This is a genomic window from Paraburkholderia sp. J69-1 (assembly GCF_905220255.1).
Classification (GTDB): Bacteria; Pseudomonadota; Gammaproteobacteria; order Burkholderiales; family Burkholderiaceae; genus Paraburkholderia.
Map to the genome: position 1 here is coordinate 118,049 of NZ_CAJMZG010000015.1, position 21,782 is coordinate 139,830.

Annotated in this window: 25 protein-coding genes; 14 read left to right on the forward strand and 11 right to left on the reverse strand. The window is 67.2% G+C overall.

The annotated features are described in order from the left end of the window. Positions 1-8: 8 nt before the first annotated feature. From U5A67_RS25745 to U5A67_RS25755, 3 genes are read left to right on the forward strand one after another with little or no spacing between them, the layout of a single operon-like run. On the forward strand, positions 9-1,115 hold the full coding sequence (locus U5A67_RS25745) for a HAMP domain-containing sensor histidine kinase (RefSeq protein WP_321816639.1): 1,107 nt from the start codon (positions 9-11) through the stop codon (positions 1,113-1,115). A gap of 43 nt (positions 1,116-1,158) precedes the next feature. Continuing rightward, positions 1,159-1,893 (forward strand): response regulator transcription factor, encoded by a 735-nt coding sequence (locus tag U5A67_RS25750; protein WP_321816638.1) that lies wholly within the window; start codon positions 1,159-1,161, stop codon positions 1,891-1,893. After that, complete coding sequence (locus U5A67_RS25755) at positions 1,890-3,218, forward strand: secretin N-terminal domain-containing protein (protein WP_321816637.1); 1,329 nt, start codon at positions 1,890-1,892, stop codon at positions 3,216-3,218. Before U5A67_RS25750 ends, U5A67_RS25755 begins: the two co-directional genes overlap by 4 nt. A gap of 87 nt (positions 3,219-3,305) precedes the next feature. Here the strand turns inward: U5A67_RS25755 and U5A67_RS25760 are convergent, their stop codons facing one another. From U5A67_RS25760 to sctU, 11 genes are all read right to left on the reverse strand, one after another. Continuing rightward, positions 3,306-3,761 (reverse strand): molecular chaperone Tir, encoded by a 456-nt coding sequence (locus U5A67_RS25760; protein ID WP_321816636.1) that lies wholly within the window; start codon positions 3,759-3,761, stop codon positions 3,306-3,308. Between the two features lie 111 nt (positions 3,762-3,872). Beyond that, on the reverse strand, positions 3,873-4,079 hold the full coding sequence (locus tag U5A67_RS25765) for a hypothetical protein (RefSeq protein ID WP_205981917.1): 207 nt from the start codon (positions 4,077-4,079) through the stop codon (positions 3,873-3,875). Positions 4,080-4,258: 179 nt separating this feature from the next. Then, on the reverse strand, positions 4,259-4,507 hold the full coding sequence (locus U5A67_RS25770; protein WP_321816635.1) for a type III secretion system protein: 249 nt from the start codon (positions 4,505-4,507) through the stop codon (positions 4,259-4,261). Between the two features lie 14 nt (positions 4,508-4,521). Then, a complete protein-coding gene (locus tag U5A67_RS25775; protein WP_321816634.1) occupies positions 4,522-5,574 on the reverse strand; it encodes a secretion protein SctD in 1,053 nt (350 codons plus the stop codon). A gap of 138 nt (positions 5,575-5,712) precedes the next feature. After that, positions 5,713-6,825, reverse strand: coding sequence for a hypothetical protein (locus tag U5A67_RS25780; protein WP_321816633.1), 1,113 nt, complete (start codon positions 6,823-6,825; stop codon positions 5,713-5,715). Then, a complete protein-coding gene (sctS, locus tag U5A67_RS25785; RefSeq protein ID WP_321816632.1) occupies positions 6,822-7,085 on the reverse strand; it encodes a type III secretion system export apparatus subunit SctS in 264 nt (87 codons plus the stop codon). Before sctS ends, U5A67_RS25780 begins: the two co-directional genes overlap by 4 nt. A gap of 13 nt (positions 7,086-7,098) precedes the next feature. Beyond that, entirely contained in the window at positions 7,099-7,755 is a 657-nt protein-coding gene (gene sctR, locus U5A67_RS25790) for a type III secretion system export apparatus subunit SctR (RefSeq protein WP_321816631.1), read from the reverse strand. Further along, positions 7,742-8,872 (reverse strand): type III secretion system cytoplasmic ring protein SctQ, encoded by a 1,131-nt coding sequence (sctQ, locus tag U5A67_RS25795; protein ID WP_321816630.1) that lies wholly within the window; start codon positions 8,870-8,872, stop codon positions 7,742-7,744. Before sctQ ends, sctR begins: the two co-directional genes overlap by 14 nt. After that, on the reverse strand, positions 8,854-9,621 hold the full coding sequence (locus tag U5A67_RS25800; RefSeq protein ID WP_321816629.1) for a type III secretion HpaP family protein: 768 nt from the start codon (positions 9,619-9,621) through the stop codon (positions 8,854-8,856). The genes sctQ and U5A67_RS25800 overlap by 19 nt, the downstream gene beginning before the upstream one ends. Positions 9,622-9,632: 11 nt before the next feature. Further along, positions 9,633-11,615, reverse strand: a complete 1,983-nt coding sequence (locus U5A67_RS25805) for an FHIPEP family type III secretion protein (RefSeq protein ID WP_321816628.1) — start codon at positions 11,613-11,615, stop codon at positions 9,633-9,635. A 14-nt stretch (positions 11,616-11,629) separates the two neighbouring features. Then, positions 11,630-12,697 carry a type III secretion system export apparatus subunit SctU gene (sctU, locus tag U5A67_RS25810; protein WP_321816627.1) on the reverse strand — a complete coding sequence of 356 codons (1,068 nt, stop codon included), beginning with the start codon at positions 12,695-12,697 and terminating at the stop codon, positions 11,630-11,632. A 316-nt stretch (positions 12,698-13,013) separates the two neighbouring features. Here sctU and U5A67_RS25815 point away from each other — a divergent pair, with 316 nt between their 5' ends. The 11 genes from U5A67_RS25815 (at position 13,014) to U5A67_RS25865 (ending at position 21,768) form a co-directional block, all read left to right on the forward strand. Next, a complete protein-coding gene (locus U5A67_RS25815) occupies positions 13,014-13,598 on the forward strand; it encodes an HrpB1 family type III secretion system apparatus protein (protein ID WP_321816626.1) in 585 nt (194 codons plus the stop codon). 50 nt (positions 13,599-13,648) lie between these two features. Next, a complete protein-coding gene (locus U5A67_RS25820; RefSeq protein ID WP_321816625.1) occupies positions 13,649-14,050 on the forward strand; it encodes a serine kinase in 402 nt (133 codons plus the stop codon). A 1-nt stretch (position 14,051) separates the two neighbouring features. Further along, positions 14,052-14,936 (forward strand): type III secretion system inner membrane ring lipoprotein SctJ, encoded by an 885-nt coding sequence (gene sctJ, locus U5A67_RS25825; RefSeq protein WP_321816624.1) that lies wholly within the window; start codon positions 14,052-14,054, stop codon positions 14,934-14,936. 14 nt (positions 14,937-14,950) lie between these two features. Then, the gene (locus tag U5A67_RS25830; RefSeq protein WP_321816623.1) at positions 14,951-15,658 is read left to right on the forward strand and encodes a type III secretion protein HrpB4; all 708 of its coding nucleotides are present in this window, start codon (positions 14,951-14,953) and stop codon (positions 15,656-15,658) included. Beyond that, positions 15,655-16,473 (forward strand): FliH/SctL family protein, encoded by an 819-nt coding sequence (locus U5A67_RS25835; RefSeq protein WP_321816622.1) that lies wholly within the window; start codon positions 15,655-15,657, stop codon positions 16,471-16,473. The genes U5A67_RS25830 and U5A67_RS25835 overlap by 4 nt, the downstream gene beginning before the upstream one ends. Then, on the forward strand, positions 16,470-17,819 hold the full coding sequence (gene sctN, locus U5A67_RS25840) for a type III secretion system ATPase SctN (RefSeq protein WP_321816621.1): 1,350 nt from the start codon (positions 16,470-16,472) through the stop codon (positions 17,817-17,819). Before U5A67_RS25835 ends, sctN begins: the two co-directional genes overlap by 4 nt. Next, positions 17,816-18,298, forward strand: coding sequence for a type III secretion system protein (locus U5A67_RS25845; protein WP_321816620.1), 483 nt, complete (start codon positions 17,816-17,818; stop codon positions 18,296-18,298). Before sctN ends, U5A67_RS25845 begins: the two co-directional genes overlap by 4 nt. Positions 18,299-18,321: 23 nt before the next feature. Next, on the forward strand, positions 18,322-19,215 hold the full coding sequence (gene sctT, locus U5A67_RS25850; RefSeq protein ID WP_321816619.1) for a type III secretion system export apparatus subunit SctT: 894 nt from the start codon (positions 18,322-18,324) through the stop codon (positions 19,213-19,215). Then, positions 19,212-19,769 carry an HrpB1 family type III secretion system apparatus protein gene (locus tag U5A67_RS25855; RefSeq protein WP_321816618.1) on the forward strand — a complete coding sequence of 186 codons (558 nt, stop codon included), beginning with the start codon at positions 19,212-19,214 and terminating at the stop codon, positions 19,767-19,769. The genes sctT and U5A67_RS25855 overlap by 4 nt, the downstream gene beginning before the upstream one ends. 90 nt (positions 19,770-19,859) lie before the next feature. Beyond that, a complete protein-coding gene (locus U5A67_RS25860) occupies positions 19,860-20,324 on the forward strand; it encodes an HrpB1 family type III secretion system apparatus protein (RefSeq protein WP_205986413.1) in 465 nt (154 codons plus the stop codon). 178 nt (positions 20,325-20,502) lie between these two features. After that, positions 20,503-21,768 carry a hypothetical protein gene (locus tag U5A67_RS25865; RefSeq protein ID WP_321816617.1) on the forward strand — a complete coding sequence of 422 codons (1,266 nt, stop codon included), beginning with the start codon at positions 20,503-20,505 and terminating at the stop codon, positions 21,766-21,768. Positions 21,769-21,782 lie beyond the last annotated feature (14 nt).

Genomic DNA, 21,782 nt, shown 5'->3' on the forward strand with positions numbered 1-21,782 from the left:
GGAGCCTCATGACCGACAAAGCGACGATGCTTCCCGCGCACGGCGCGCCGATGTCCGACGACACGGCGCGCCGTGCGCGTGCTGCGCTGGCGGGTTTGCCGTGCGGCGTGGTGGTGCTCGACGCGGCGGGCGCGATCGCCGAAGCGAACACGCGCGCGAGCGCGCTGCTGGCGATGGCGCTGCCCGTCGGGCTCGATTTCAGCGAGGCGCTCGGCGAGCGCTTCGCGCTGCCCGAAGTGCTGCGGCCCGCCGATTTCGAACGCGGTTTCGATCTGCGCGTGGACGAGGCCACGCTCTGGCTGCAGGCGGGCGAGGGCGGAGGGGCCGCGCCTGGCACGCGCGGCTGCGTGATCGCGATCACCGACGTCTCGCCATTCGCGCGCCGCGTGGACGAGCGCGAGACCTCGCTTCGCTTTCTGCTGCATGACCTGCGTTCGCCGCTGAATTCGATCAACGCGCTCACCCAACTCGACGCATTGGACCCTGACGCCTTCGAGCGTTGCGGCGGCATGGAGCAGATCACGCAGCTCGCGCATTACGTACTGTCGCTGGGCGAGCAGTTCATCATTACTTCGGTTGCCGAACATCTGCACGCACGCGATTTCCGCCGCTTCGATCTGCGCGCGACGGTGCGCCAGATCATCGCGCAGCAGGAAGTGACGGCCGTGTATTGCGGCGTCGCGCTGCATCTGTGGCTGCCCGACAGCGCGCCCGTGTGGGTCAACGGCATGCGCAACTTCGTGGCGCGTGCGATCCAGAACGTCATCGACAACGCTGTGCGCGCCTCGCCGCGCGGCGAAGCCGTATCGGTTTCGCTGCGTCATGGTGAAGGCTGCGCCGAAGTGCTCGTGGACGATCGCGCGGGCGGCTTGCCGGGACTCGCGCAGGAAACCCGCATCACTGATTTCGACAAGCTTGCAAGGAAGAGCGCTACCGGCTTTGGCCTGGGCCTGAAGCTCGCCGTGCAGATCATGGAACTGCACGGCGGCTCGCTCTACGCCGAGCGCAACGACACCGGCGGCACGCGCTTCGTGCTGCGTCTGCCGTGTCTGAATCCCGCGCCCGCACGCGGTCGGCATCCGTCGCTCGCGGATGCTGACCGCGCGCGGCGCTAGCGCGCCATGCCAAACGGCGCGCGGTCATTAACGAGGTTCGATTATGCAATTGATGGCTGGAAAACCGGTGCGCATCCTGCTGGTGGAGGACGATGTCGCGCATCACGCGCTGCTCAATGCCTGGCTCAAGGCCGAGGGCTACCAGGTGAGCGGCTTTCACGACGGCCTTGCCGCGCAGCAACATCTCAACGACGCCTGGGCTGATCTGGCGATTCTCGACTGGGACGTGCCGGGTCTTGCCGGCGACAAGCTGCTGCAGAAGATTCGCGGCCGCGCCCAATCGACCATGCCGGTGATTTTCCAGACCGTGCATGCCGACGAAAGCGATATCGTGCACATTCTCGACGCGGGCGCGGACGATTACCTCGTCAAGCCGTTCGACCGCCAGGTGCTGCTTGCGCGCGTGCGCGCGCTGCTGCGCCGCTTCGCGGCCTCGCACGTGCAAAGCCAGCGCATGATGGTGGGCGAGTGCGTGCTCGACCGGCCCGCGCGCGCGCTGGTGGCCAACGGCGCGCCACATCGCTTCGGCACCAAGGAGTTCGATATTCTGTGGCACCTCGCCACCCACCTCGGCGCGGTGGTGCAGCGCCAGGATCTGATGAGCGTGGTGTGGGGCTGGGACTCTGGCGTGCAAAGCCGGTCCGTCGATATGTACGTGAGCCGGGTGCGTTCGAATCTGCGCGCCGCGGGCGTGGCGTGGACGGTGCAATCGGCCTATGGCACCGGCTACCGGCTGACCCTGGAAGCGCAGGCGGCGCAGCCCGAGGCCGACGCATGAGCGCGCGAACCGTGCGCCGGGCGTTGAAGGCGTCGGCGTTGAGCGCGTGGGCGGCATTCGCCTGCGTGGCGGCGTCGCATGCGGCTAACGCCGCGAACGCCGCGAACGAGCCAGGCTGGCGCGCCGCGAATTTCGATTACACCGCAGCGCGCACGCCGCTTGCCGACGTGCTGCGCGATTTCGGCGCGGCCGGGCACGTGAACGTGCGCGTGAGCGCGGAACTCGCGGCGCGCGGCGCGCGCGTAAGCGGCCGCTTCGCGATGCCGGCCTCGCGTTTTCTCGCCACGCTGGCCGCGAGCTACGGCCTGGTGTGGTACTACGACGGCGCGCTGCTGCACGTCTCGTCGGCGGCGGCTCAAACGCGGCTGGCCATCCATCCCGACTATCTGCGCGCCGAGGCGCTCGCCAACGCGCTCACGCGTGCCGGTGTGATCGACGCGCGTTTTGCGCTAGACGTCGAAGCCGCGAGCGGCATCGTGAGCGTCTATGGGCCGCCCGACTACGTGGCGCGCGTGCGCGCCGCCGCCGCGCGGTTCGAGGCCGACGCGCGCGCCGCCGTGCCGACGAGCGTGCGCGTCTTCCGTCTGAACGTGGCGAGTGCCGCCGACCAGAGCCATGTCGTGGGCGGCCGCGTCGTGAGGGTGACCGGCGTGGCGACGCGCTTGCGCATGCGCCTGCATGGCGGCGTTGCATCGAGCGACGACGCGATCCATTTCGAGTCACCCTTGCCGATCGTGCAGGCCGACGCGCGGACCAACTCGATTCTCGTGCGCGACCGGCCCGCTCGGATCGACGCCGATGGCGCGCTGGTCGCGGATCTCGACGTGAAGCCCAAGCTGTTCGCGCTGCAAATGCTGGTGGTCGAGGTGTCGCGCGAGCGGCTGGCGGCGCTGCAGGTGGATGGCGCGAGCGCGCCGAAGCCGCTCGCCCAGGCGGATGCGCGGACGTTGACGACGCGGCTCGAAGCGCTCGCGCAACACGGCGAGGCGCGCATCGAGATCGCGCGCACGGCATGGACCGTCGATGGCGCGCCCGCGTTCAGCGAGCGTCATGAAGCGCGGCTCGTATCGCTTTCAGGGAAGCCAGAACAACAGGAACCCGCCGATGCCGCGCGCTGGTGGCTCAGCGTCGCGCCGACGATGGTGGATGTGAACGCCAGGCGTATCGCGCTCGATATCGAGCTACGCGACGCCGACGGCAGTGCCGACGCCACGCCGCATCGTCACGCCGAACTCAACGCGGGCGATGCGCTCGTGATGACGGGCGCGGGCGCCGATGCGTCGACGCGCCGTGTGATCGTGCTGGTGCCGCGCGTCGCCGCTTGAGCGGCATTTCAGGCTGGTTTTTGCGGGGTTTCCATCGCTTGCGCGCGGTGGGGCGCCACTCGCACCACTAATACCTTGCGCGTCACGTCACGCGCGCAGCCACATATATTCGCCCGAGGCGATGCCCTCGAACATTTCATCCGTCGATTCGAGAATGCTGGTGCGCCAGTAGCGGCCATGATCGGCGTAATGCGAGAGTAGTTCGGCGACATAAACGCCGTCGACGTCGTCGCTCATTTGCAGATGCACGAGCAGCACGATGCCGCCGCTATCGGCGTCGAGACACAGCTGTGCCTCGTCTTGCGCGTAGATCAGCAGATTCGCTTCGAGCATCAGGCGGAACACCACCAGCGTGCGGCCCGCCGTGACGGCACCGAACTGGAAGTTCAGATAGAGCGCGCCGGCGTCGGTCTCGTGATGTTCGAGGCCCACGTCGAAGCCCTCGATTTCCAGCGTGCGCGTGTCGAGGACAGCCTCGGCGTCGGGCAGGCCCACGGCTTCGCAGACTTCGTAGATCAAGGCTTCGTAGCGTTCGAGACTCATGGCAGGGGGCGTGCGAAGAACAAAAGAAAGCGGGCACGAAAGCGGGAGCCTGAACTCCGCGCTTCGTGCCCGGGCCGGCGCGCGCGTGCGCGCCGTGCGAGGCAGCGAGCCTTACTGGCCCTTGGCGGCGTCCGAGATGTTCTTCGCGCCGTTGTTGCCGACCGACGCGAGCGCGGACGTTTCCTGCTGCTGCATGTTGATCTTCATCGAAGCCATCGTCATTGCGCTGTTCTGGTCGGCCATCGCCTGCATTTCGCCAACCATCGATGCGCTCGAAGCTGCTCCCGATGCTGCGCCAACTGCGGTGGATGCGGTCATGGTGAATCTCCTTGAGTAAGAAAAAAGGGTGCTGCAATCAAAGGGGAACTGCAAAAAAGACTGCTTTGCTACGATGCGCCCGGACGGGCGCGAGTCCAACGAAACTGCCTGGATGAAACCGTGAATCTGCTGCGATGAAGCCGGTGCTGCCGATCGGTCCGCGTCGTTCAACCCGCTATTCAGGCCACGCCGCGCCGCTCCTGCAGCGCGAGCACGATGCGCCGCGCTGCGAGCATGCCGCGATACAGCTTTTGCAGATCGGCGCGCGTGGCGTCGTCGGCGGCCGCCTGGGTTGCGTCGCTGATGCGGCGCGCAGTCTCCTCGAAGGCCGCGACGATGCGGGCCACGCGCGCCGCGCTGTCGGGGGCGGCGAGCGTCGCGTCGAACGCGTTGAGATCCGCCGCGATGGGAAGCAGTGCGTCGTACATGTTCGGTTCCTCGTTCAATCGTTGTGCCCGTCGGCGGGGCCGTCGAGCAGATGCTTGGTGCCGTCAGGCGTTTCGATGTAGCGCAGGCCGCCCGTGGCGACGACTTCGGTGTATTCGACATTCGCCGCCGGCAGCCGGGCTTCCTTCACGTCCACGTCGAGACGCGCCACGTTGCTGTCGAGATCGGCTCGCACGCTCGCAATGCGATCCTGGAACGCCGTCATCGATGCCACGGTGCCGCTCACGCGAAATACGCCCGCGCCCGCATAACTCACTTGTGCGCCGGTGCCGGCGAGCGACTGCTGTATCTGGTCGACGTCCTGCTGCACGACGTCGTAGTCGCGCCGCGCCGCGCCGTGAGCGAGTGCGTCGATGATGCGGCGCGCTTTGGCATTGGCGTTGGCGTCATCCACGAAGCCGCGCACGCTCAGAACGCTGCGATCCGCCGAGGCGTGCAGGTCGTGCAGCCCCTCGCGATGCAGCGCGGCGTCGAGTTCCACGGCCAGCGTTTTTGCGTCCACATGCGCGCCCGGTTGATCGGCGGCCTCGCTGGGCTGCGAGCCTGCGAGCATTGCGCCCGTCGTCGCCAGCACGCCGATCGCGACGGTGCCGGTCAGCGCGATCGCCGCCGTGCGCCAGCTCATGCGTTTCGCCATCTGTTCACCGTGCAAGCCGTGTGCATCCTGCGTGGCCAGTGCATCGGGAAGGTCGTGGGTCGTCGCCTGCGCGCGGTCCTCGTCGACCAGCTGCTGTGTTTTCCAGAGACCTGAGAGCAAGTCCAGATCGCTGGGCCAGGCCGCGTCTTCGGCGCCGATGCAGAACACGATGTCGCCGTTGGGTACCGCCACCAGATCGGCGAGCAGAACCGTGTCGCTGTTGCCGGCGTCGAGATGCATCACGCCTTGCTCGTCGAGCGTCAGCACGAGGGCGTCGCCGGACCAGTCGCTCACGCAGACATCGGCATCGCCAGCCGCGCTCATGCGGTACACGCCGGGCGTGAGCCGCATCTGCGCACCGGCGTGAACGCCGGTCAGTACTCGCAGGATTCTGGTGCTCGTCGTGTTCATGGTCGTAGGTTTCGCTTCGGTGTGTTGTACTTCGGTATCCGTAATAATGTCTGCTGTGGCGAAGTTTGGGCTCCCTGCTGTGCTGATTGCTGCCGGGCTGCCTGCCTCGCTACCGTTGAAGCCAGTTTAGCGATCCATTCATGCGCCGTTTGCAGCGACGCGAACTTGACGCGGGATTTGCGAAGCATCGGCGTCGGCCGTGTTCGCGGTTGCGGCTTCGTTTGCCTTTGCGCCTGCGCCGCGATGTGCAGCCATCGCATCGATCAAATGCTGACGCGTCATGGCAAGCGTCTGCTCCTCCATGCCGAATTGCACGCCGAAGCGTTGCCGCGCCAGTGTGAGATCGAGTGTGTGGCCGATCCAGCGCGCGCTCGCGGATTGCGTATTGCGGCTCGACGCGCCCGCATGGAGGGCAAGCAGACACGCGCGATTGCGGCGCATGACCATTGGCCCGGTCGCGCCCAGCATCGCAAGCGGGGCGAGCAGGGCGGCGTTGGGTGTTTGCCCGATGAAGCGCACCAGCTCGCGCGCGAACGCGGCGGCAAGCGGCTGCGCCCGGCTTGCTGCGGAGCCGTTCGCGGTGGCGAGCGCCTGCAAGCGCTCGGGCGGTGCAACGCGGTGCGCGCGTTGCACGCCCTGCAGCGCGACGCGCGCGTGCGCGCCGCCGCCGCGCACGGTCATGGCGCGCGCGTGTTCGCGCCGCTGCTGCTGGCCGTGCTGGGAGTGCTGTCGTTGATCCTGCTGACCGCCGGATTGCTGGCCGCCAGAATGCGAATGACCACCGCGCTGTTCGCGCGAGTGGCCGTCGTGCTTGTCGTCACGTCGATCGTCGCGGTCTTTTTCACGTTCCCTGTCGTGATCCCTTTCGTGCTCTTTATCGCGTTCCTTGTCGGGATCGTGCTCGGGTTTTCGCTCGAACAACGGCTCCTCGCGCGCCGTGTCCTTGCCGTGCGGTTTCGGTGCGCCAGGACGCGGACGCTGTCCCAGCGCGCGCAGCAGTTTCGCGTTGGCGGGCGAGAGCGGCTTGTGCTGGCCGACGGCGAAGCGCCGGCTATGCCAGAACGCCGCCGCCATGGCCTTATTGTGTTGCAGCCGCACACGCATTTTCGCGCGCTGCATCATGGTGCGCGAGACGAGCTCTTGCTGCGTGTGCGCTTGGCTGTTGTGTTGTGCTTCGGCCTGCTGTTCGTGCGACGGATCGCGAGGCTCCGCTTCGTGCGCGTGCGGCGCGCCGCTGATACGCGCGCTCATGACGGAATCGCCATCGTGACAACCGTGTTGGCGAAGCGCAGGATCGCCGCCGCGCCCCATGCGCCCGCAAGCAGCACGGTGGCGATCACGGCCACCAGCTTCACGGCGTAGGAGATGCTCTGGTCCTGCATCGAAGTGATGGCCTGCACGAAGGCGATCGCGAGACCCGCGATGGCGGCCACCGCCACCACGGGCATCGAAATCGAGAGGCAAAGCAGCAGGCCTTGCGTGGTCAAGCCCACGAGCGTGTCCGTTTCCATGCGTGTCTCCATGTCATCGATAGGTGAGCACCAGCCCGTGGATCAGCGTGGACCAGCCGTTCATGGCGACGAACAGCAGCAGCTTGAACGGGATCGCCACATTGGTCGGCTGCAACTGGTTCAGGCCCATCGCCATCAGCACGTTGGCGATGACCAGATCGACCACGATGAAGACGATGTAGAGCAGGAAGCCGATCTTGAACGCGTCGGTCATTTCCGTGAGCGTGAAGGCGGGCGCGAGCACGATCAGGTCGTCTTCGTGGATTTTCGCGGCCATATCTTTGGGCCACACGGCGGCCGCCGAGCGCACGAAGAAGCGCTTTTCGCGCTCGTGCGCGTGCCGCTTGAGAAAGGCGCGAAACGGCTCCTTGCCGGCGTCGAATACGTCCATCACCAGCGCGGACGTGTCGCCGCCCGGCTGGCGCGGATTCGCCTGCATGGCCTGCATCGCCTGCATGCCGATTGGCGCCATCACATAGGCGGTGACGAGAATCGCGATGCCGTTGAGCACCATGTTCGGCGGGACCTGCTGCACGCCCAGCGCGTTGCGCAGCAGGCCGAGCACGACAACGATTTTCGCGTAGGAGGTGGCGACCATCGCCACGAACGGGACAAGGCTGATCGCCACGATGGCGATCAGCAGCCCGGTCAGATCGCTAAACTGAACCATGGCCGTTCTGCATCTGCACGAGACGCACGCCAAGATGTTCGCCCACGCTCACGAGTTCGCCGAAACCGATGGTCTGGCCGCAGGTGACCAGCCGGATGCGCGCGTCGGCGGGCGCGGTCGGCAATTCCAGCACATAGCCGGCGCGCAAGGCGGAGAGCTGCGCGACGGGCAGCGAAACGGTGTCGATCTCGAAGCGCAACGGCAGATCGAGCTGGCCGATCTCGACGGGCGCGTCGATGGCGTCGCTCAGCGGCGCGCCGGGTTGCAGGTCGTGGTTCATGACGGGGTCCTCGTTGAGAGTGAGCGTGGTGGAATGAAGCGTGGCGCGCGCGCGGATCTGGCGCGTGCCGTAGCGGCCCCAGGCGACGCGCACGCGCGCCTCGGGCGTCTCGCCGCGCAGATGCGCCGCGAGATCGGCGGGCAGCGCGCGCAGCACGACATCGCCTGCGCGCAGCGAATCGAGTACGGCGAGCGAAAGCGTTTTTTCGCCGATCAGCAGACGTCCCGGCACAGTGAGTTCGCTCACATGCGTCGCGAACGGCAAGCATTGCTGCGCGACCAGACGCTCGAACACGTCGAGCCAGCCGCTGTCGATATTCAGCAGCGCGGCGTCGTAGCGCTGCGCGTCATGACGCCAATGCAGGGCGCAGCCTTCGGCCAAAGCAGGCGCGGGATTCAGCGCGAGGCGTTCGAAGGCGAGCACCTCCACGCCGTCGATGCCGAGCTGCGCGAGCGTGCGCGTGAGCGGCTCGAACAGCAGCGCGCACAGCGCGAGACGCAGCGCGGGTTGCACGCGCTCGTCGCCGCTCTCGGCAACGAGGCTCGCAAGCGAAGGGTGCTGGGCAAGGTCGAGCGCGAAGCGCGCTTCGTACTGAGCCCAGCGCAGTGTCGCGACGGCCGTATCGCGGGTGCTGAGCACGTCGGCGGCCGTGCGTGCGCCCGCGCGCCAGTCGCCGATGCCGGCCGTGTGCGCGAGCAGCGCACGTAGACGTTCATCCACGGCGAGACGCGCGAGCCGGGCTTGCGCCGCGCCGAGCGCCGGCAGCCGGGCTGGTGCGAGCGTGACGGCGGCGCGCCCCTCGGGCGCGGTCTCGGAGTTCAGGCGGGTGTGGTCCATGTGGTCGGGTCGAAAATAATGTCGATATCGACGCGCGGGGCGCGCGCCTCGCGCCGTGCGAGCGCCGCGTCGAGCCGCGTGCGCAACGTCGTGCGATGCCGATAGAGTACGGACGCCGTGTCTGCATCGGCGGTCGTGAAGCGAAGCGCGAGGCCGAATTGCGAAAGCGCGAGTTCGAGCGAGCACGCGCGCAGCACGGCGGGGTCGAGCGCGAGCCGCACTTGCCAGCTGGCCGCGAGCGACGCGCCTGCGTTCGCGCAGAGCTGCGCGGTGTGTTCGGCGAGCCAGTCGAACAGGCGGTTCGTCGTGTGGTCCTGCGCGGGCGTGTCCGTGGCGGCGTTCGTTGCGCACGCATCGGTTACGCGCGGTACGCGGCGCATCGCGGTCAGCACACGCTGTGCATCGGCGCGCGCGGATGAAGAGGCGGTGCTTGTCGCACGCGCGGCGGCGCTCTTGTCGTGGCGCGCGTCATGACGGCAACCCTCGGGAGAGTCGCCATGTTCGTGGTGTTTATCGTTCGGATCGTGTTCGCCGGTTTGCGCCTGGCGGCCCTCGTCGGGCGACGGCGCGGGTTCGTGAGGCGCGCTTTCGGCCTGCTGCGCGCCGTCGTTGTCGGGCAATTCGCCTTGCGCGTCGTCGTTCGTCCGTTGCCGCCGGTAATGCTCGAACAGCGCGGCCTCGCGCCCGCTTGCCTGAGCGTCGGCCTCGTCCTGCGCGAGTCGATGCGCGCGGGCGTCGGCGGCTCGCATCGCGCCGTGCGTCATAGCGTGAGGCGGCCCACGGGCTGCAAGTCCACGTGCGCGCCGAGTTCCTGATACGAATACACCGGCAGCCACGCAACGCGCGACTCGATCATGCGCTTCACGTAGCGGCGGATATCCATCGACGCGACCATCGCCACGCCGTCGCGCGGCGCATCACCGACGATTTCGATCAGCTTGTTGATGAGATGACCGATCTCATCGGGCGGCAAGGCGAGGAAGTTGCCGGTCGGCGTCTGCTTGATCGACTGGCGGATGTGCTGCTCGACCTGCATGTCCACGAGCACGACGGGTAGATCGCGCGGGCCGCCGGTCGCGCGATGGGCGATCATGCGGCCAAGATCGATGCGGATGTACTCGGTCAGCATCAACATGTCTTTTTCCTTCGGACCCCAGACGATCAGGCTTTCCGTGATGCTGCGGATATTGCGCACCGGCAGGCCTTCTTCCAACAGTCTACGCAGCACATCGGCCATGCGTTGCAGCGGCAGCGCCTTCTGCACTTCCGCCACGAGGCCTGGATAATCCTCGCCGAGCTGATCGAGGATCCACTGCGTTTCCTGAATGCCGAGAAAGAGGTGCGCATGCTGGCGCAGCAATGCGATCGTGCGATGCGCGATCAGCGCAGCGGGTGTGTCCGGTTTTTCCTGCTTGTGCTGCTGATCTGGCTTGTTCGCCGTCGCATCGAGCGCGCGCGCGCAATCGTCGAGCGTGGCGCGCGCGTGCGGCACGTCGTAGATCAGCACATCGAAACTGTCCTTGGGCAGCGTGGCATCGCTCCACATCATGATGCCGGGGAAAGGAAGACCAATCTCGGCCTGCAACGCCGCGCGCTGCGCGTCGAACGCGCCGTCGAGCGCATCGGCGGACAGCCGCGCGGCCACGTCGGGCGCGAGCCGCACGCCGAGCGGGCAGGTGAACTGCGGCGGCCGCGCGAGGATCGAAGGCGCGTCGCCTTTGGCGCCCGCGCGCTGCAACGCGCTCACGGGCTGGCCCGCCGCGCCTTGTGCGCCGTGCTTCTTTTGCAGACGGTGCGCGGTGAAGGCGAGCACGCCCGCAAGCAGCACGAACAGCGCCATCGGAAAACCCGGCACGAGCGCGAAACCGAGCAGCAGCAAGGCCGCGAACCACAACGCGCGGGCGCTGCTGGTGAACTGGCGGCCAATCGCTTCGCCGAGCGAATCCTGGCCGTCGGCCTTGCCTTCGTCCACGCGTGTGATCATCACGCCCGCTGCCACTGAGATCAGCAGTGAGGGAATCTGCGAGACCATCGCATCGCCGATCGAGAGCACCGAAAAGCGGTTCGCCGCTTCCCCCGCGCTCATGCCGTGATACGCAACGCCCACTGCGATGCCGCCGACAATGTTGATCAAGGTGATCATCAGGCCCGCGATGGCATCGCCTTTCACGAACTTCATCGCGCCGTCCATGCCGCCGTGCAGCTGGCTTTCGACCGCGAGCCGCGCGCGTTTGCGGCGCGCCTCTTCGGGCGTGAGGATGTTGGCGCGCAGGTCGGCGTCGATGCTCATCTGCTTGCCGGGCAGCGCGTCGAGCGTGAAGCGCGCGCCGACCTCGGCCACACGCTCCGAGCCTTTCGCGATCACGATGAACTGCACCACCGAGATAATCACGAACACCACGAGGCCGACCACCAGATTGCCGCCCACCACCAGCTCGCCGAAACTCTCGATGATGGTGCCCGCGTCGGCGTGCAGCAGGATCGATTTGGTCGAGGCGATGTTGAGCGACAGGCGGTAGAGCGTGGTGAACAGCAGCACCGAGGGAAACGCCGACAGCGATGCGATATGGCCCACGTACATCGTGACCATCAGCAGCACGACGCTGATCGTGATGTTCACGGCGAGCAGGCCGTCGATGATGGCGGGCGGCAGCGGCAGGATCATCAGCGAGACGATCGCGATCAGCAGGATCGCGATGCCGGCTTCGCCCGCCGCGGGTAGTTTGAGTCGTTGGGTAGACATGCAGGGTTCCTCGCTCAGGCGTGGGAGTCCGCCTTCGCGGACGCGGCAGCGAGGCCGTCGACCCAACGCAGGATCGCGGCCACCGCTTCAAACAGGGCTTCGGGGATAGGCTGGTTTTCGGGCACGCGATGCAGCATGCGCGCGACCGGCGCATTGGCGACGATCGGGACGCCCGCTTCGGCGGCGTAGCGGCGCAGCAGCAGCGCGTGCTCGTCCAGACCGCGTGCGATGACCACAGGCAGCGGAAATTCGGCCGGGTCGTAGCGCAGCGCCACGGCGTAGTGCGCGGGATTCACCACCACCACATTGGCGCGCCCGACACCTTGTTTCGGCCCTTCGTTGACGAGCTTGCGCGCGAGGCGCTTGCGCTCGCCTTTCATCTCCGGATTGCCTTCGCTTTCCTTATGCTCGCGCTTGACTTCGTCCTTCGACATGCGGTTCTTGCGGATGAACAGCCACTTCTGCAACTTGAAATCCACGGCTGCGATCACGCCGAACACGCCCAGCGCTACGGCTACCACATGCATCGTCACCGACCACATCACTTCGCAAAGCTGAGGAATCGAGCGGTCGAGGGCGCTGGCCACCACCGGCAGCGAAGCGCGGATCGTGCTCCACATCACGGCAAGCAGCACGATCGCCTTGCAGACCATTTTGGCGAGGTCGATGGCGGCATTCATCGAGAAGATCTTCTGGAATCCCGATCCAGGGCTCACGGCATTGAGTTTCGGCATCACCGCTTTCATCGCGATCTGCATGCCGGTTTGGGGCATCAGGGCGAGCAGCGCGGCGCCGAGCGCCAGCACGGCCACGCCCGCGAGCAATGCGGCCGCGTGAATGCCGATGTCGATCAGCGCATTGGCGATCCACTGGTCGTTGCGCGCTGTGCCCGCAAAGTCGAGCGCTTTGGTGAGCAGCGCGCGCAAGGTGTCGACGATATGCGCGCCGCCCGCTTGCAGTGCGAGGAACACGGCGGCGAGGCAGGCCGTCTCGACGACATCGGCGCTTTTGGCGACCTGGCCTTCCTCGCGGGTCTTCTTGAGCTTCTGCTGTGAGGGCTCCTCGGTTTTTTCGTCGCTCATGAGCGGGCTTCCTGGATGCTGGTTGCGATTGGGCGCGCATCGATAGAGCGCATCGGCGCAACGATAAGAAAGCGCACCGCGCATCCTCTTGCGCGATGCGAAGCGGTGGCGCGCGGCGCGAACGGTGGCGCGCGCGCCGCCGGGCTGCCTCGCCCGCGCTTCGCATATCGATGTGCGGCTTCGTGTGGCGGGCGTTGCGCGGCGCGGCCATTGCGTAACTTGCGAGCCATGCGCGGAACGCATCGACAGTGACGAATCGCACAGCAGGCTTCGTCGCGATGCACCGCAATCACTTATGGATCGTCTGGGAGAAACGATGGACTCACTCAAGGCTCAACCGCCGTGCCCGCGCGAGGCGCTCGGCGTGCTTACCGATCTGGCCGCGGCTGCGTTTGCGGTCGCAGGCGCGGCGGCGCAGGCGAAAGCGCGCGGTATCGATGTCGAAGACCTCGAACAACTCGTCGGCGCGCTGCGCCTGTTGAGTCCGCAACGCGCCGAGTTTGGCTTCTTCGAAGGCTGGCTGCGCATGCTGCGCGAAGAGTGGGACGAGGCCGAATGGCTGTTTCGCGATCTCGCGGCGCGTGGTGTGTGCCTGCCGTCGAGCAAGGGCATGTTGCTGCAGTGCCTGAAGGCGCGTGGCAGCTTCGGCTGGCAGGACGAGGCGCGTGAACTCGCTCGCGAGCACGCCGACGATGAAGTGGGGCGGCTCGCGCGCACGCTGCTCGCCGCCGGCGATTTGCAGGACGCCGCACGCGATGCGGCGCGCACCGGGCGATTCGTGCCGCCCGACTCCGCGCTCGAACTCGAAACCGACGCGCACGACCGCGCCACGGCACGACTCGACACGGTGCCGCGCCTGGCGCTGGAGTTGCCGCTGGAGTTGCAGTACTTGCGCATTTGAGCGCCGCGCGCGGGCGAGAGCACGCGCATGCCCATTACCGGAGACGCGAAATGAATTCCACGCTCGTCACACAGTTCGACATCGACCGCATTCTCGACACCGGCAGCGGCACGCATGCAAGCACGCCGACCTCCGCGCTCGCCGAGCGCTTCCAGGCGCTGCTGGAGCAGGAGCCCGGCGCGCAGGCGAGTCTGTCCGCCACGTCCGCGTCCGGCTCGCGGCTCGATGTGGTGAAGCAGGCCGTCGAGGACCAGGCCGCCGACTATCGCCAGGTGCCCAACGACGTGCTCTATATGAGTCAGCATCTGAGCGCGCTCTCGATGGAGCGCCTCGCTGCCGCCGACATGACGATCCAGCTGGAGATCGCCAGCCTCAACGCCGATCTGCAAGTCAAGATGGCCACGGTGCAATCCACCAAGGACGCCGTGCAGACGCTCATGAAGAACCAGTGACATGAAACCCGACTACGACGAACGCGCACCCGGTGCGCAAGGCCGGACCGGCCCGATTCTTCGCCAGCCTCCCGCGCTGCGTCGCCTCTTGCCCTGCGTTTCGCTGGCGCTGCTGCTCGCGCTCGCGGGCTGCAAGAAGGAGCTGTATGGGCAGTTGAGCGAACAGGACTGCAACGTGATGGTCGCTACGCTGATCGAATACGGTGTGGATGCACAAAAAAGTTCGCCCGATGGCGGCAAGACGTGGTCCGTCGCCGTGGACGACGCGCAGATCGTGCGGGCGATGCAGGTCTTGCGCGCGCGCGGCATACCCGAGAACAAGTACGACAATCTCGGCGCGTTGTTCAAGAAAGACGGCCTCGTTTCCACCCCGACCGAAGAGCGCGTGCGCTTCATTTACGGGCTTTCGCAGGAACTCAGCGACACGCTGTCGAAGATCGACGGCGTGGTGGTCGCGCGCGTGCAGATCGTGCTGCCCGACAACGATCCACTGGCGCAGACGGTCAGACCGTCGTCGGCGGCCGTGTTCATCAAGTACCGGCCCGACGCGAGTCTCGACCGACTCGTGCCCGCGATCAAGAACCTCGTGGTGCACAGCATCGAAGGTCTCACTTACGACCAGGTGAGTGTGACCGCCATCGCCGCCGATCCGCTCGCCCTCGCGCCGCGCGCGAACGCGGCGAACGATCTGCTGATTTACGCGGGCGGCGCGCTCGGCATGGTTCTGCTACTGGGCGCGGCGGCGTTCGCGTTGATGCGCGCGCGCGGCGCGGCGTCGCACGATGGCGTGACCGCGCTGGCCGCGAAGCTGTTGAAGCGGGGCGCGAAAGGCGCTGCGGCGGCGCAGGCGAGCGCGTCGGCCGATGTGAACAATGCGGCGGCGTGACGATGGAAACGCTCATGAACGACCGCACACTTGAGAACGCCGACGCCAGCCAGAGCGCGCGTGTGATCGCGGCGCGGCTCGCGCGCTACCGGCATCGGCGGCGCACCTTGCTCGACTGGATGCATCCATTGCGACGCGAGCGCTTGTGGCGCACGGCGGGCGTGCCGGGCGGCGTGGATCGAAGCCGCACTCGAAGCGAGGACCGAAGCAATGACCGAAGCAATGAAGCGCTGGCCGAAGCCGTGCTCGCGGATGCTGGCGTGCCGGTGCCGCCGCTCGCCTGTTTTGCGTCGCCGGGTGCGGCGCTCGCGCTGATCAATCCGTTAGATGCACAACGAATTTGGCGCTTGCGCGTGCTTTGCGAGCACGCCGATGAAATCCGCGCATGGATCGACAGGCCGCGCCGCGCGCTACTCGCGCAGTGGCTCGGCGAGAGCGGCGTGCGCGTGCTGCTCTCGATGCCGCGCGATTTGCACCGCGATTTGCACCGTGAAGCGGCGCTCGATGCGGGCGCGCCCGATATCGCCGATACGCTCGCGGCGCGGGGTTTCGAGCGGCTCGCGCGCGAATGCGGCGAGGCGTTCGCGCTGATGCGCTTCGCGTTGCCGAACGACGCGCTGCAGGCAGCGTGGCCCGAACTCGACGACGCGAGCACGCCCCGCACGACGATTGCGGACGCGCTCGCTGCGCGTCTGCCCGAACTTCTGGTGGAGGCAGCATGATGATCTGGTTGCGCAATGCGTCGCGCGAGGGCTGCGCCGCGGGCGCGGGAGCGGGCGTCGAACACGATGTCCTGCGTGCGCATGAACTGGCGGAACTGGTGGACATGGACGAAGCGCTCGCCGCGCTGCAGGCGCGCTGCGATGCGATGCTCGACGCCGCCCACACAGACGCCTGCGCGCTGCGCGAAACAGCGCAGGCGCAGGCTGCGGCGCAGCTCGCCGAAGCCGCAGCTCGTCACGCCGACGCCGCGCGCGAAGGCCGCGCGGCGGGGCTGCGCGACGCGCTCGCGGATTGGCACGCGCGCCACTTGCGGCAGCCCGATGCAGCCGCGCAAGCGGTGGCGCGGCGCGAACGCGCGCGTCTTGCCGAACTGGTGGTGCTTGCCGTCGAACGGATGGTGGCCGCGAGCGATCCGGCCGAACTGTTGCGCCGCGCGACGTCCACGCTCGACAACATTGTCGCCGATGGCAGCGTGCTCGACGTGGCCGTGCATCCGACGCGGCTCTCAGCGGCCACTCAGGCTTTTGCGGAATTCGCGGCGCAGGCGCGCGATCTGGGCCGCGCGGTGCGGGTGCGCGTTCGCGCCGACGCGGCGCTGCAAACCGGCGCTTGCCTGTGCGAGAGCGAACTCGGCACCGTGGATGCGGGCCTGGACGTGCAGTTTGAAGCGCTGCGCGAGGCGCTGGCGCGGGCGCTCGACGAGCACAGCGACACGCCGGACGACGCGCAAATCAAAGCGCAAATCGATGTGCCGGTGGAGATGGCAATCGCGCTCGAACAACCCGCCTCGTTGCAGGAAGCCGACGCGCCATGAGTACCACCAATGCCCCAGCACAATCGGCAAGTTTCGACCGTTTCACCGCCGACCTCGAACGCGAATTGCGCATGCCCGTGCGCGCGTCGGGCTACGGCAAGATCCAGGAAGTGATCGGCACGCTTATCAAGGTCGCGGGCCTCGACGCGCAGCTCGGCGAACTCTGCGAACTGCGCTCGCCGCAAGGCGCGCTGCTGCAACGCGCGGAAGTCGTGGGCTTCACGCGCGGCATCGCCTTGCTTTCGCCGTTTGGGCGGCTGGGCAACGTTTCGCGCGAGACCCGCGTGCGCGGTCTTGGCCGGCCGCTCGCGCTGCGCATCGGCACGGGTCTGCTCGGCCGCGTGATCGACAGCCTGGGCGAGCCCGTCGACGGCAAGGGCCCGCTCGATTGCGACGCGTGGCAACCCGTGATCGCCGATCCGCCCGATCCGATGAGCCGCCCCGTGCTCGACACGCCGCTGCCCACCGGCGTGCGCGTCGTGGACGGCATGATGACGCTCGCCGAAGGTCAGCGCATGGGCATTTTCGCGCCTGCTGGCGTGGGCAAGAGCACGCTGATGGGCATGTTCGCGCGCGGCGCGCGCTGCGATGTGAACGTGATCGCCTTGATCGGCGAGCGTGGCCGCGAAGTGCGCGAATTCTGCGAGCACATTCTGGGCGAGGAAGGCATGGCGCGCTCGGTGGTGGTGTGCGCGACCTCCGATCGCTCCTCCATCGAACGCGCCAAAGCCGCCTACGCGGCCACCGCCGTCGCCGAATACTTCCGCGATCGCGGCCAGCGCGTGCTGCTGATGATGGATTCGCTGACGCGATTTGCGCGCGCGCAGCGCGAGATCGGCCTGGCCATGGGCGAGCCGCCCACGCGGCGCGGCTTCCCGCCCTCGATCTTCGCGGAGCTGCCGCGCCTGCTCGAACGTACGGGCCGCGCCGAACGCGGCTCGATCACGGCGCTCTACACGGTGCTGGCCGAAGACGAATCGGGCGGCGATCCGATCGCCGAGGAAGTGCGCGGCATTCTCGACGGACACATGATCCTGTCGCGCGAGATCGCGGCGCAGAACCGCTATCCGGCCATCGACGTGAGCGCCAGTCTCTCGCGTGTGATGTCCCAGGTCGTGAGCCGCGAGCATGTGGGCGTGGCCGGGCACGTGCGCCGCCTGCTCGCCAAACACAAGGAAGTGGAGCTGCTGATCCAGGTAGGCGAATACCAGAGCGGCGCCGATCCGGTGGCCGACGAAGCGGTGCAGAAAATCGAGGCGATCCGCGCTTTTCTCGGCCAGCCGACCGACCTGCTGGTCGATTTCGATGAGACGCTCGGCCATCTCGCGGAGATCGTGGCGTCATGAAGGATCGCCGGGTGATCGCAATCGATCGCGTGCTGTCGCGTCGCGAGGCGCTCGGGCGCAAGCTCGACGCGGCGCTGGCCGCGCAGCGCGCCGATGTCGCGCAGAAGACACACGCGCTCTCGGCAAGCCGCGCTCAGACCGAAGCGCAGGCCGCGAAGCTCGCGCTGGAAGATGCGAAGCTCGACGCGATGCTGGACGGCGCGTTTCGTCCCGACGTCTTGCTCGCGCTGCGCGAGTGGCGCGCCGAGGAATCGGCGCGACTGGCGGCGTGTGAAGGCGATACGGCGCGCGCCGTGCAGATGCTGGCCGTGAGCGAGGCCGCGTGCGCCGAGGCGCGTCTGCGCATCGTGCGCAATCGCGCGCGCATCGACGTCTACACGCACCATCGCGACCGGCTCGCGCAGGCGCTGGCGCAAGCGCGCGAAGATGCCGAGGAAGAAGAGACAAGCGAACAGCGACGCCCCGCGTGCGCCGCCTGAGTTATCCGGAGAGCCTGCTTGCGATGAACGACATCACTTATCAGACACTCATGGCCGGCCACCATCTGGTCGGTTTCGTGACCCTGCTCGCACTGTGTAGCGAGCGTCTCATGGTGCTCATGATCATATTCCCGCCCACCGCCGACGGCGTGTTGCAGGGCCGCGTGCGCACCGCGCTCGCGCTGTTGTGGAGCGTCTTCGTGGCCTGGGGGCAGCAGGGCTTCTACGAAGATTCCACCCCGCTGCTGCTGGTGGCGATCGGCATCAAGGAAGCGCTGCTGGGGCTGGTGTTTGGCTTCGCGGCGTCGTCGGTGTTCTGGGCCGCCGAGAGTGTGGGCGTCTATGTGGACGACCTCGCGGGCTACAACAACGTGCAGATGCAGAACCCAAGCCAGGGTCAGCAGAGCTCGCTCACATCCGCGCTTTTGAGCCAGTTCGCCATCGCCGCGTTCTGGCTGCTCGGCGGAATGACGTTTCTGCTGGGCGCGCTCTATGACTCGTATCGATGGTGGCCGCTCGGCGCGCTCGTTCCGGCGGGCGGGCAGGTGCTGGAGAGCTTCGTGTTGCATCAGACGGATTCGCTGATGGAGACCGTCGCCAAGCTCGCCGCGCCGATGATGCTGATGCTGTTGCTCGTGGATATCGGCTTCGGCTTCACGAGCAAGATGTCGCAAAAGCTCGAACTGGGTTCGCTCGCGCAACCGGTGAAGGGCGCGCTGACGATTCTATTGCTGGCGCTGCTTGCGGGCGTGTTCCTCGCCCAGGTGCGTGGGCAGATCGCGCTCACGGGGCTCAGCGCGCAGGCGCAGGCGCTGTCGCGCGGCGAGGTGGAGGGCGATGTGGTGGGCGAGGCGCGCGCGGGTGGCGGCAAGCCGTCTGCGGCGCCGGCTGCGGCAGCGAAGGGCGGTGCGCAATGACGCAGCACGATGCGCATGACGCCGCCGCTCACGCGACGACGATCGATCCGCTGGAGAGCGGCATCGTGGCGGCGCTCGTGCGTCTGCTGTGGCGTGCGGCGCGGCACGACGCGCTCGCGTCGCTTGCCGATCTCGACGAGCTAGCCCATGCGATCGACATTCTCCAACCGGATGCGCCGCGTGCGCGGATCGCATTGGCGTGGCGCTATCTGCGCGTGCGCGCGTGGCGGCGCGCACTTGGCGAGTTACGTGACGTGGAGCGGCGCGCGGGGTTGAGCGCGCTCGGCACGGCGCTGGCTGCCGTGTGTCTGTATGCGCTCGGCGAGGCGTCGTGGCGCAGCTACGCGCGCAAGGCCGCCGCGGCGGGCGACGACGAGGAGGCCACGGACACGGCGCTCGCGCTGCTGGCCGCGCCGCCACTTGCGCCGGTTTCCATGCCCATATCGAAGCCACGCGGGGCAGCGAAAGGCATCGCCGCGCGCGCGATCGGTTCGCATGGCGAGCGCGCGGTTCGCATCGCTGCGCGTCGGCGGCGCGCGGCGCAGGCAGACTAGCGGCATCGCATGAAGGACGACGACGCGCCGCGCGCGCCGCGTCTTTCCCGGCAATTCGACCTGATGGCCCCGAGGGCTCGCGAGGGAATAGTGACTTACACACGATTGAGGGAAGACGTCGCGGGCGGGCTCGCAAAGGTGCTATGGAACGCATCGCAGCTCGAAGACCCGGCGGACTTCGAGGATCTGCTCGAAGCGATCCGCGTGCTGCGGCCGCGCTGGCGCGGCGCAGGCACGGTGATGGCGTGGCGCCATGTGCGGCGCGGCGAGTGGGACGCGGCACGCCGCGTACTGGAAGACGCCGACGCAGAGGCGCAGCGCTCGGCCATGCATGCAGTGCTGATGGCCGTCTGTCTGTACGGGCTCGAAGATCCGCTCTGGCACAGTTATGCGCGCACCGCGGTCGATCAGGATGCGTATCCGCACGCCGCGCAAATCGGCAACCGGCTGCTCGCGCAGGCGGCGGCCACCCAGCAGGCGGCGCTGCCTGCCAAAGCCGACGCCACGCCGGCACGCGACGCCTGCACGTCTTCGATGATGTGGATGCGCGCCTGACGTCTGGCGATGCGTGATTCGGCGACAGTTTGTCGATATGGAATCCGTAATAAATATAAAAGATTGCGAAATTCGTGGTTCATCGGCGCGCCGGGTGGCGGCGCGTTCATTTCACTGAATCCGTCATGGATAACGGCGGTTTTGAGCGTCTCTTAACTTACTCTCACAGGACAACATCATGGTCTCTCTCAATCTCGATCCGTCGATCAGCGGCGGCCAGTTTCAATCGACGGACGACGTGAGCGGCACGGGCGGCCAGGATAGCGCGCTGATGAAGGAACTCGCCAAGGTGCTCGGCCCGGAACTCGCGAAGGCGCTCGAAAAGGATCTAGCTGAACTCGGGGATGGCGGTGACGGCTCATCGGGCGGCACCGGTGGCACGGGCGGTACGGGCGGTACGGGGGGGGCAGGTGGGGTAGGCGGGACGGGCGGTTCCGGCGGCGACGGCATGAACGCGCAGAGCGCATCGGGAGCGCTGGCGGGCTACATGGGCACCAATGGCAACCAGTCGCTCGACATGAACGATCTCTACAAGCTCGCGGAAGGGCAGTCGGCAGGAGGTAATGGGCAGACGCCGTCGCCGGCGGTGCAGCAGGCCGCGAAATTCATGCTGCAGAATCCCGACACGTTCAAGCAGATCGAAACCAACGACGTTGCCGGTGCGGACGGCAAGTCGGGCATCCAGAATTTCCAGAACGCCGCGCAGGGCAACATTGCGCTCGACGACGCCAGCGGTGCTGGCGGCGATGACGGCAGCACGGGAAGCACGGGCGGAACCAGCGACACGGGCGACGCAAGCGGCGTGGGCGACGACGGTTCGTCGATGAATGCGCAGAGCGCGTCGGGCGCACTCGCGGGCTACATGGGCACGAATGGCAACAAGGCGCTGGACATGAATGATCTCTACAAGCTTGCGCAAGGGCAGTCGGCGGGCGGCAATGGCCAGAAGCCGTCGGCGGAAGTACAGCAGGCAGCGAAATTCATGCTGCAGAATCCCGATACCTTCAAGCAGATCGAAACCAACGACGTCGCGGGCGCGGACGGCAAGTCGGGCATCGAGAACTTCGAGAACGCCGCACAAGGCAATATCGCAACCGGCGACTCTGGCAGCACGGGCGGCGCGAACAACGCGGGCGGCACGTCCGGCACCGACGACGCCAGCGGCGCAAACGCGATGGGCACGAACGAAGCGGCGGGGGCGCTGGCCGGCTACATGGGCACCAACGGCAACAAGGCGCTGAACGTGGAGGACCTCTACAAGCTCTCGCAAGGCGAAGCGGCGGGCGGCAACGAACAGAAGCCGTCGGCCGAAGTCCAGCAGGCCGCGAAGACGATGCTCGCGAATCCCGATACGTTCAACAAGATCGAAACGCATGACGTCGCGGGTGCGGATGGCAACTCCGGCATCCAGAACTTCCAGAACGCGGCGCAAGGCCTGGTCTGAGCGGTACGCGAAAC

What these genes read in the sequence shown, in the direction of transcription:
- U5A67_RS25800 (WP_321816629.1), bottom strand. Translation starts at nt 9,621, where the DNA reads ATGCGAGCCGCCGACGCCCGCGCGCATCGACTCGCGCAGGACGAGGCC.
- sctJ (WP_321816624.1), top strand. Translation starts at nt 14,052, where the DNA reads ATGAAACCCGACTACGACGAACGCGCACCCGGTGCGCAAGGCCGGACC.
- U5A67_RS25855 (WP_321816618.1), top strand. Translation starts at nt 19,212, where the DNA reads ATGACGCAGCACGATGCGCATGACGCCGCCGCTCACGCGACGACGATC.
- U5A67_RS25760 (WP_321816636.1), bottom strand. Translation starts at nt 3,761, where the DNA reads ATGAGTCTCGAACGCTACGAAGCCTTGATCTACGAAGTCTGCGAAGCC.
- U5A67_RS25755 (WP_321816637.1), top strand. Translation starts at nt 1,890, where the DNA reads ATGAGCGCGCGAACCGTGCGCCGGGCGTTGAAGGCGTCGGCGTTGAGC.
- U5A67_RS25830 (WP_321816623.1), top strand. Translation starts at nt 14,951, where the DNA reads ATGAACGACCGCACACTTGAGAACGCCGACGCCAGCCAGAGCGCGCGT.
- U5A67_RS25775 (WP_321816634.1), bottom strand. Translation starts at nt 5,574, where the DNA reads ATGAACACGACGAGCACCAGAATCCTGCGAGTACTGACCGGCGTTCAC.
- U5A67_RS25845 (WP_321816620.1), top strand. Translation starts at nt 17,816, where the DNA reads ATGAAGGATCGCCGGGTGATCGCAATCGATCGCGTGCTGTCGCGTCGC.
- U5A67_RS25815 (WP_321816626.1), top strand. Translation starts at nt 13,014, where the DNA reads ATGGACTCACTCAAGGCTCAACCGCCGTGCCCGCGCGAGGCGCTCGGC.
- sctN (WP_321816621.1), top strand. Translation starts at nt 16,470, where the DNA reads ATGAGTACCACCAATGCCCCAGCACAATCGGCAAGTTTCGACCGTTTC.
- U5A67_RS25780 (WP_321816633.1), bottom strand. Translation starts at nt 6,825, where the DNA reads ATGAGCGCGCGTATCAGCGGCGCGCCGCACGCGCACGAAGCGGAGCCT.
- U5A67_RS25805 (WP_321816628.1), bottom strand. Translation starts at nt 11,615, where the DNA reads ATGTCTACCCAACGACTCAAACTACCCGCGGCGGGCGAAGCCGGCATC.
- U5A67_RS25865 (WP_321816617.1), top strand. Translation starts at nt 20,503, where the DNA reads ATGGTCTCTCTCAATCTCGATCCGTCGATCAGCGGCGGCCAGTTTCAA.
- U5A67_RS25835 (WP_321816622.1), top strand. Translation starts at nt 15,655, where the DNA reads ATGATGATCTGGTTGCGCAATGCGTCGCGCGAGGGCTGCGCCGCGGGC.
- sctT (WP_321816619.1), top strand. Translation starts at nt 18,322, where the DNA reads ATGAACGACATCACTTATCAGACACTCATGGCCGGCCACCATCTGGTC.
- sctR (WP_321816631.1), bottom strand. Translation starts at nt 7,755, where the DNA reads ATGGTTCAGTTTAGCGATCTGACCGGGCTGCTGATCGCCATCGTGGCG.
- sctU (WP_321816627.1), bottom strand. Translation starts at nt 12,697, where the DNA reads ATGAGCGACGAAAAAACCGAGGAGCCCTCACAGCAGAAGCTCAAGAAG.
- U5A67_RS25770 (WP_321816635.1), bottom strand. Translation starts at nt 4,507, where the DNA reads ATGTACGACGCACTGCTTCCCATCGCGGCGGATCTCAACGCGTTCGAC.
- U5A67_RS25745 (WP_321816639.1), top strand. Translation starts at nt 9, where the DNA reads ATGACCGACAAAGCGACGATGCTTCCCGCGCACGGCGCGCCGATGTCC.
- U5A67_RS25750 (WP_321816638.1), top strand. Translation starts at nt 1,159, where the DNA reads ATGCAATTGATGGCTGGAAAACCGGTGCGCATCCTGCTGGTGGAGGAC.
- U5A67_RS25820 (WP_321816625.1), top strand. Translation starts at nt 13,649, where the DNA reads ATGAATTCCACGCTCGTCACACAGTTCGACATCGACCGCATTCTCGAC.
- sctS (WP_321816632.1), bottom strand. Translation starts at nt 7,085, where the DNA reads ATGGAAACGGACACGCTCGTGGGCTTGACCACGCAAGGCCTGCTGCTT.
- sctQ (WP_321816630.1), bottom strand. Translation starts at nt 8,872, where the DNA reads ATGGACCACACCCGCCTGAACTCCGAGACCGCGCCCGAGGGGCGCGCC.
- U5A67_RS25765 (WP_205981917.1), bottom strand. Translation starts at nt 4,079, where the DNA reads ATGACCGCATCCACCGCAGTTGGCGCAGCATCGGGAGCAGCTTCGAGC.